This is a genomic window from Pseudomonas sp. SWRI51 (assembly GCF_014268825.1).
Lineage (GTDB): Bacteria > Pseudomonadota > Gammaproteobacteria > Pseudomonadales > Pseudomonadaceae > Aquipseudomonas > Aquipseudomonas farsensis.
Genome location: NZ_JABWRG010000146.1, coordinates 1 through 8,601 on the forward strand (window position 1 = coordinate 1; position 8,601 = coordinate 8,601).

6 protein-coding genes are annotated in these 8,601 nt (G+C 63.0%); 5 read left to right on the top strand and 1 reads right to left on the bottom strand.

From position 1 onward, the window contains the following. Positions 1-140 precede the first annotated feature (140 nt). The 4 genes from dgcB (at position 141) to HU720_RS24465 (ending at position 5,803) form a co-directional block, all read left to right on the top strand. Positions 141-2,093 (top strand): dimethylglycine demethylation protein DgcB, encoded by a 1,953-nt coding sequence (dgcB, locus tag HU720_RS23355; protein ID WP_186523422.1) that lies wholly within the window; start codon positions 141-143, stop codon positions 2,091-2,093. Then, positions 2,093-3,325, top strand: coding sequence for an electron transfer flavoprotein subunit alpha/FixB family protein (locus tag HU720_RS23360; RefSeq protein WP_186523424.1), 1,233 nt, complete (start codon positions 2,093-2,095; stop codon positions 3,323-3,325). The genes dgcB and HU720_RS23360 overlap by 1 nt, the downstream gene beginning before the upstream one ends. A 10-nt stretch (positions 3,326-3,335) precedes the next feature. Next, the gene (locus HU720_RS23365) at positions 3,336-4,106 is read left to right on the top strand and encodes an electron transfer flavoprotein subunit beta (protein ID WP_186523426.1); all 771 of its coding nucleotides are present in this window, start codon (positions 3,336-3,338) and stop codon (positions 4,104-4,106) included. A 920-nt stretch (positions 4,107-5,026) separates the two neighbouring features. Beyond that, on the top strand, positions 5,027-5,803 hold the full coding sequence (locus tag HU720_RS24465; protein WP_225917231.1) for an RHS repeat-associated core domain-containing protein: 777 nt from the start codon (positions 5,027-5,029) through the stop codon (positions 5,801-5,803). 3 nt (positions 5,804-5,806) lie between these two features. Here HU720_RS24465 and gbcA read toward each other — a convergent pair whose 3' ends face one another. Continuing rightward, entirely contained in the window at positions 5,807-7,099 is a 1,293-nt protein-coding gene (gbcA, locus tag HU720_RS23375; protein ID WP_186523435.1) for a glycine-betaine demethylase subunit GbcA, read from the bottom strand. A 297-nt stretch (positions 7,100-7,396) separates the two neighbouring features. On the opposite strand from gbcA, the gene gbcB reads away from it, so the two are divergent. Continuing rightward, positions 7,397-8,497 (top strand): glycine-betaine demethylase subunit GbcB, encoded by a 1,101-nt coding sequence (gbcB, locus tag HU720_RS23380; protein WP_186523439.1) that lies wholly within the window; start codon positions 7,397-7,399, stop codon positions 8,495-8,497. Positions 8,498-8,601 lie beyond the last annotated feature (104 nt).

Below are 8,601 nucleotides of genomic sequence, written 5' to 3' on the forward strand. Positions count from 1 at the left end.
GCGCAGCGGCCCCAGCATTTTGTCAGGCCTGAGAATGCTGGGGCCGCTGCGCTGCCCTCTCGCGACACAAGGCCGCTCCTACAGGGCTCCACGCTGGCCTTTGGGCCGGCGCAAGAATCTAGCTGTTGTGGGAGCCTCCCATGTTGAACACCCTTCTACCCATCCTGCTGTTCACCGCCCTCGCGCTGGCGGTGCTCGGCGCCCTGCGCCGGGTGCGCATGTGGCGGCGGGGCCGGCCGAGCCCGGTCAACCTGCTGGCCGGCTTGCTGGCCATGCCGCGTCGCTACCTGGTGGACCTGCACCATGTGGTCGAGCGCGACAAGTACATGTCCAAGACCCACGTCGCCACGGCCGGCGGGTTTGTGTTGTCGGCGGTGCTGGCGGTGCTGGTGCATGGTTTTGGCCTGCACAACCAGATCCTCGGCTACGCCCTGCTGGTGGCAACCGTCATCATGTTCAGCGGCGCGCTGTTCGTCTTCAAACGCCGGCTGAACCCGCCATCGCGCCTGTCCAAAGGCCCGTGGATGCGCCTGCCGAAAAGCCTGCTGATGTTTGCCGCGAGCTTCTTCATTGCGACGTTGCCGGTGGCCGGCATCCTGCCCGAAGGCACCGGCGGCTGGGTGCTGGTCGCGGTGCTGGGGGTTGGTGTGCTGTGGGGTGTGTCCGAGCTGTTCTTCGGCATGACCTGGGGCGGGCCGATGAAGCACGCCTTCGCCGGCGCCCTGCACCTGGCCTGGCACCGCCGCGCCGAACGCTTCGGCGGCGGCCGCTCCACCGGCCTCAAGCCATTGGACCTCGAAGACCGCAGCGCGCCGCTGGGCGTGGAAAAACCGGCTGACTTCACCTGGAACCAACTGCTTGGCTTCGACGCCTGCGTGCAGTGCGGCAAGTGCGAAGCGATGTGCCCGGCGTTTGCTGCTGGCCAGCCGCTTAACCCGAAAAAACTCATCCAGGACATGGTCATTGGCCTGGCCGGTGGCACCGACGCCAACTTTGCCGGCAGCCCGTACCCGGGCAAACCGCTGGGCGAGCATGGCGGCCACCCGCATCAGCCGATCGTCAACGGCCTGGTCGATGCCGAAACCCTGTGGTCGTGCACCACTTGCCGCGCCTGCGTTGAAGAGTGCCCGATGATGATCGAGCACGTTGACGCCATCGTCGACATGCGCCGCCACCTGACCCTGGAGAAAGGCGCCACCCCGAACAAAGGCGCCGAGGTACTCGACAACCTGATCGCCACCGACAACCCAGGCGGCTTCGCTCCGGGCGGGCGGATGAACTGGGCGGCCGACCTCAGCCTCAAGCTGATGGCCGATGTGAAAACCACCGAAGTGCTGTTCTGGGTGGGCGACGGCGCCTTCGACATGCGCAACCAGCGCACCCTGCGCGCGTTCGTCAAAGTGCTTAAAGCGTCGGGCGTGGACTTTGCCGTGCTGGGCCTCGAAGAGCGCGACAGCGGCGATGTGGCCCGGCGCCTGGGTGATGAGGCGACCTTCCAGCAACTGGCCAGGCGTAACATCCAGACGCTGGCCCAGTACCGCTTCCAACGCATCGTCACCTGCGACCCGCACAGCTTCCATGTGCTGAAGAACGAGTACGGCGCCTTGGGCGGCGAGTACCAGGTGCAGCACCACAGCACCTACATCGCTGAACTGATCGCAGCAGGCAAGCTCAACCTTGGCCAGCACAAGGGCGGCAGCGTCACCTATCACGACCCCTGCTACCTGGGCCGCTACAACGGTGAGTACGAAGCCCCGCGTGAAGTGCTCAGGGCATTGGGTATCGAAGTGCGGGAAATGGAACGTTCCGGCTTCCGGTCCCGTTGCTGCGGCGGCGGCGGCGGTGCGCCGATCACCGACATTCCCGGCAAGCAGCGTATTCCCGACATGCGTATGGACGACATCCGCGAAACCGAGGCAGAGCTTGTGGCCGTGGGTTGCCCGCAGTGCACCGCGATGCTCGAAGGCGTGGTCGAACCGCGCCCACAGATCAAGGACCTTGCGGAGCTTGTGGCCGATGTGCTGATCGAACAAGACGCCCCGGCCCCGGCAGCGTCCCCTGCTGCCAAACGTGAACCTGCGGAGGTGCATTGATGAGCGACATCATCCGCCGCGACCCACGCGCCGAGTGGATCGCCCGTAACCGCCTGCACCCGCTGCATGCGGCCATGCAGACGCAACAAACCAGCTGGATGGGCCCCAATGGGCTGCTGCGCAAGAACCCCCATGCGCTGGCTGCAGGGTTTATCGGCCCTGCGGGGATCAAGCGTATCGACCGCAGCGGCGCCCAGCAGGGCACCGGTGTTGGCGGCCGGCGCGCGGCGGCTGCCGAGGTGCAGCTGCCGCTGCACCAGGTGGCAGAGCCTGCGTTCTACATCGCCGTGGTGCCGGACATGGTCGGTGGCCGCCTCGGCAGCCACGACCGCGACCTGCTGGGCCTGGCCCACAGCCTGGCCGGCAGCGACGGCGCGGTACTGGCCATCGTGTTTGGCGAACACAAGGAGAGCAACTTTTCCACAGCCGGGGTCGACCGCTTGCTGGTCGTCGAGGGCGAGGCGTTTGAAGGCTATGCACCTGAGCAGTTGGTGCAAGGCTTGCGGGCTGTGGATAACCAGTTTGCACCGCGCCACTGGTTGCTGCCCGACAGCCGTACCGGCGGTGGCGAACTGGGCCGGCGTTTTGCTGCGGCCTTGGGCGAGCGCCCGGCGACGCGAGTCTGGCAGGTCAAGGACGGCCAGTGCATCGGCCGCGCCGGCGCTGGCCAGCAGGATGTCCAGCGCGCCGTGCCACGGTTGATTCTGGCAGCTGCCGAATGCGCAGAGCCGGTCAGCGAAACCCGCCATGAAGCGCTGCCGGTGGAGTTGTCCACAGGCGTGGCGCGCAGCCTGTCGCGCATCGAGGACCTCGGTTCCGTTGCGGTCGACCCTGCGGCCATCGCCATGGCCGAGGCTGAGTTCATCGTCTCGGGCGGCAACGGCGTCAAGGATTGGGACCTTTACCACCAGGCCACGGCAGCACTTGGCGCTACCGAAGGTGCGTCGCGGGTGGCGGTGGACGACGGCTTCATGCCGCGCAACCGCCAGGTCGGTGCCACCGGCACCTGGGTCACGGCGCGGGTCTACATGGCGGTGGGTATCTCTGGAGCGATCCAGCATTTGCAGGGTATCGGCGCCTGCGACAAGGTAGTGGCGGTGAACATGGACCCTGGCTGCGACATGATCAAACGGGCTGACCTGTCGGTGATTGGCGACAGCTCGGCGATTCTCAAGGCGCTGATCGAGGCTGTGGAAAACTTCCGCAGCGGCGCTCAGCGCGACGCGGCATAAGGGCACGAGCATGAGTACGAAAGTCATCAGCCTGGTCTCGATCGGTGCCCACCCAAGCTCTGGCCGCGCCCGCCGCGCCGAGCAGGATGCACGCGCCGTGGAGCTGGGTTTGCAACTGGCTGGGGATAACTTGCAGGTGGTGCATGCCGGTGACCCCCGTGAAGAGGCGCTGCGCGCCTACCTGGGCATGGGCCTGGAACACCTGGATGTGCTGGAACAGCCTGCTGGCGCCGACGTGCTCGGGGTACTGGGTGACTATCTGCGCGAGGCCGGCGCCCAGTTGGTGCTGACCGGCAGCCAGGCCGAAACCGGTGAAGGGTCGGGTATGTTGCCGTTTTTGCTGGCCGAAAAACTCGGTTGGCCGCTGGTGGTGGGCCTGGCTGAGGTGGAGTCGATCGAAAACGGCACCGCTCAGGTGCTGCAAGCGTTGCCGCGCGGCCAGCGGCGCCGGTTGAAGGTGCGCTTGCCGCTGTTGGCGACTGTGGATAACGCAGCGCCCAAGCCGCGCCAAAGCGCGTTTGGCCCGGCGCGCCGTGGCGTATTGGCTGAACATGAAGTGGCAGTGGTAGACGACCCTGTGCTGGGCGATGACGCCCTGCAACCTGCGCGACCACGGCCCAAGCGGCTCAAGGTGATCAAGGCCAAGAGCGGCGCGGACCGCATGAAGGCGGCGACGGCCAAGGCCAGTGGCGGCGGCGGCAAGGTGCTCAAGGATGTGTCGCCCCAGGAAGGCGCCGAGGCGATTCTGAAGTTGCTGGTGGAGGAGGGGGTTTTGCGCTGAGCAAGGCCGCTCTGATAGAGCAGCTGCTAGCTAACTGACTTATATGCAAACGTGGGAGATTCCATGGTTTTGTGCAAGCTTGTGATGGCCTCATCGCAGGCTGTCGCCAGCTCCCACAGAGACCGCGCACAGCCACAATATCGAGGGCTGCCCCAGACTCCCGTGGGAGCTGGCGCCAGCCTGCGATGAGGCCTGGAGACGCCTGCCTAGAACTACGCCCCAAAACGGGTCGTGGGAGCGGGCTTGCCCCGCGATGAATGGCACCGCGTTGCACCCGCAGCAGGTTGCCCACCGAATCTGTTCGCCAAACTGTGGGTAAAGTGTTTGTGCTTTGCTGTAGCCCTTTGAAATCAAGGCCTGCACAGGATTGTTCAAATATTGATCAGCCCCTCATCGACAGGATCTTACCTATTTTCCGATAGTTGCCCACATTCATTGTTGGCTGCCCTGTGGATAATATGTTCGCCTATCTCTACAGCCCAGTGATATCAAGGCCTACACAGATTTGATCAAAAAACGATCATATGGCCCTTATTGGCGACCTGATCGCTTGAAATCATAGGGATAGTTCGCTTATCCACAGCGTTTATGGCGTGAGCGTGGTTATTGCCCACAAACGCTGTTGGTCTCTCTGTGGAGAAGGTGTGCGGCAATGGCTGCAGCCCTTTCACCACGTAGCCTTGAGCGGATTGGTCTTTTTTTGATCAACCCCTTCAAAATCTACCTTGAGGGTAACTCTGCCAGTTGTGCACAAAGTCTGTGCTCCTGGTTGTGGATAAAGTGTTGGTGATCCTCGCTAGCCCTCAGGAAACGTGGCTTTGCGCCGTTTGATCAATTATTGAGCACCTGACATATTTGTCAGTATCTCGGCGTCATGTTCCTTGTTAGGGTGATCTGCAAACATCCAGGGCTAACCATGCATGGCCACCTACCTGTTTGACATCGATCAGCAGCAGTCCTTGCTGCACGGCCCTCCCGACATCGCGCGGGCGTATCCCCCTTACGGTGCACTCAACGACGCACAGGGGCCAAGGTTGGCGTTTTGCGGCCAGCACCGAGACGCGTTTACGGGCTACTACCTTTTGGGCAATGGTCACCGCTGCTACAACCCGATCCTGATGCGTTTTGCGAGCCCTGACACCCTCAGCCCTTTTGGAAGAGGGGGCAAAAACGCCTACGCCTACTGCGAAGGCGACCCTATCAACAGAAGCGACCCTTCTGGGCGTTCGGCGGAGGATCACCTACTGCCGGCCATGGCTATTCTTGCCAACGCCCTGGGGCTGTTCGTCAGCGGGCTGCGATTACGGTCTTTGCACAAACAGCGGGTGGTCTCGCGCAGGGGAGTGGACAGTGCTGCCCCGCTGGCATCCCCAGAACGCTCGGATTGGATGATCTCTGGCATAAGCGCGGCCAGCTCCGCAGCAGGCCTGGTCGTCGGCGTGATCCGAACCGCTGAACCGAATACGGATTGGCAGATCTGGGGGCTGGCTGCGCTGACCGCTGTGTCAATTGGCACGACGGCCTACGAAGCATGGACCATGGCGGCGATGAGACCGTGGCAGCCCGCTGTTGAGTTAATCGGTATGGAGCTGCTGGGGTCGAACCCGCAGGTGTACCGCCCGCGCACCAGCGTGCTTTCGGGCGGGCCAGCCGTGCAGAACAGACGCCCTAGCGCGGCTTCCATCCGCTTAACGTAAGGCCTACTGCGCCTGCACTTCCTTCAGATACGCCGCAGGTTCCGCCCCAAGGTTCTCCAGCACCCGCTGGCTGTACCAGTCGATGAAGTTCACCACGCCGAATTCGTAGGTCTTGGAATACGGCCCAGGCTGATAGGCGGTGGAGTTGATCCCGCGCTGGTTTTCTTCGGCCAGGCGGCGGTCCTGGTCGTTGGTGGCGTCCCACACCTTGCGCATGTGCTCAGGGTTGTAGTCCACGCCTTCAACCGCGTCCTTGTGCACCAGCCACTTGGTGGTGACCATGGTTTCCTGGGCGCTGATCGGCCACACGGTGAACACGATCATGTGGTCGCCCATGCAGTGGTTCCACGAGTGCGGCAGGTGCAGGATGCGCATCGAGCCCAGGTCCGGGTTCTTGATACGGCCCATCAGCTTCTGGCAGGCCTGCTTGCCGTCCATGGTCATCGACACGGTGCCCTTGAGCAGCGGCATGCGCACGATACGGTTGCGCAGGCCGTGGCTCTTGTGCAGGTACGGGATTTTTTCGGCTTCCCAGGCGGCGGCGGAAGCTGCGACGTGGTCCTTGAAGTCCTGGCTGGCGCGCGGATCGTTGGTGTCGTCCCATTCCAGCAGGGTTTGCAGCAGTTCTGGGTGCGAACCCGAGCAGTGGTAGCACTCGCGGTTGTTTTCCAGCACCAGCTTCCAGTTGGCCTTTTCCATCAAGGTGGTGTGCACCGCCACCTTGGTGTTTTCCATGTCGTACGGTTCCATGTAGTGCTCAAGCGTTGCCAGGAACTCGTCGATGGCTGGCGGGTTTTCTGCCAGGCTGATGAAGATATAGCCACCGGCAACCTTCACGTGCACAGGCTTGAGGCCGTACTCCTTCATGTCGAAGTCGGCGCCCATTTCGGTGCCTGCAAACAACAGGCGGCCGTCCAGCTCGTAGGTCCACTGGTGGTAGTGGCAGACCAGCTTGGCCACCTTGCCCTTGTCGCTGACGCACAGGCGCGAGCCACGGTGGCGGCAGACGTTGTGGAAGGCATGCACCTTGCCCTCGGCACCGCGCACCACCAGGATCGGGTTCTTGCCGATCTGCAGGGTGATGTAGTTGCCCTTGGCCGGGATCTCGCAAGTCATGCCGGCGATCAGCCACTCCTTCTGGAAGATCTCCTGCATGTCGATCTGGAACAGACGTTCGTCGGTGTAGAACGGTTGCGGCAGCGAGTAGGTGCGCTCGCGGGTCTGCAGCATCTCGGCGGTCGCCTTGCGTGCAGGTTCCAGTGGATCGCCCAGGCTCAGGGTTGCGGTGACGTCCATCGTGTATTCCTCGGGGCCGTGTGCGGCCGGCAAAAGGTGGCTAATCGTTGTTGTGGTGCCGCAAGGCTGTTGGTTGAAAAAACAGCTCGTTGTTTTGTCGTGGAGTGTGCGTTCGAACCTGTTGCGAACCATGCCCATGGGCGACATGGCCGAATCGAATTCCGACTCGCCAGCCCTTGTCGTGTGGGGCTGGTCGCGATAAGTACGCCGATGTCGCGGATGGGAATGTACGGCGCCGGTGGAGTGAGCATTATCGCAGCCATAAGAAAGGCCGATCGTCGGCTGCTGGAGATGAACATGTCCGAAACTTTCCTCAACCCGGTCACCACCCAGACCTGGGCCAATGGCCGCCATATCGTGCGCTGCGTCAAGGTCATCCAGGAGACCTGGGATGTGCGCACGTTCTGCTTCATGGCCGACCAGCCGATCATGTTCTTCTTCAAGCCCGGGCAGTTCGTCACCCTGGAGCTTGAAATCGAAGGCAAGCCGGTGATGCGCTCGTACACCATCTCCAGTTCGCCGTCGGTGCCCTACAGCTTCTCGATCACTGTGAAGCGGGTGCCGGGGGGGCTGGTGTCGAACTTCCTCCACGACACCATGCACGAGGGCGCCGAGCTGCCAGTGCACGGCCCGGTGGGGTTGTTCAATGCCATCGATTTCCCGGCCGGCAAGGTGCTGTACCTGTCGGGCGGCGTGGGGATTACCCCGGTGATGTCGATGTCGCGCTGGTTCTACGACACCAACGCCAATGTGGACATGGTGTTCGTGCACAGCGCCCGCTCACCGAAGGACATCATCTACCACCGCGAGCTGGAGCAGATGGCCTCGCGCATTCCCAACTTCAGCCTGCACATCATTTGTGAGAAGCACGGGCTGGGCGAGCCGTGGGCCGGCTACCGGGGCTACCTGAACCAGCGGCTGATGGAGTTGATCGCCCCGGACTTCATGGAGCGCACGGTGTTCTGCTGCGGCCCGACGCCTTACATGAGTGCGGTCAAGCGCATGCTCGAAGCTGTCGGTTTCGACATGAAGAACTACCACGAGGAGTCGTTCGGCGCGACGCCGCCAGAGGCCAAGGCCGATGCGGTGGAGCATGCCGAGGCGGCGGCGGATGCGCCAGAAGTCGACCTGGCCGACCTCAACCTGGTGGAGTTCGTGGGCAGCGACAAGAGTATCCGCATCGCCCCGGGCGAGACGGTGCATGCGGCTGCTGCGAAAGTTGGCTTGATGATCCCCAAAGCCTGCGGCATGGGTATTTGCGGCACCTGCAAGGTGCTCAAGCTGGGCGGCGAGGTGGACATGGAGCACAACGGCGGCATCACCGAAGATGACGAAGCCGAGGGTTACATCCTGTCGTGCTGCAGTGTGCCGAAAGGTGATGTGCGCATCGATTATTGATCCGGGATCGCACGGGGCTGCTGCGCAGCCCATCCCCATATCGATGCCGTCTACGCGGTCAGTGTAGGAGCGGCCTTGTGTCGCGAAAGGGCTGCGAAGCAGCC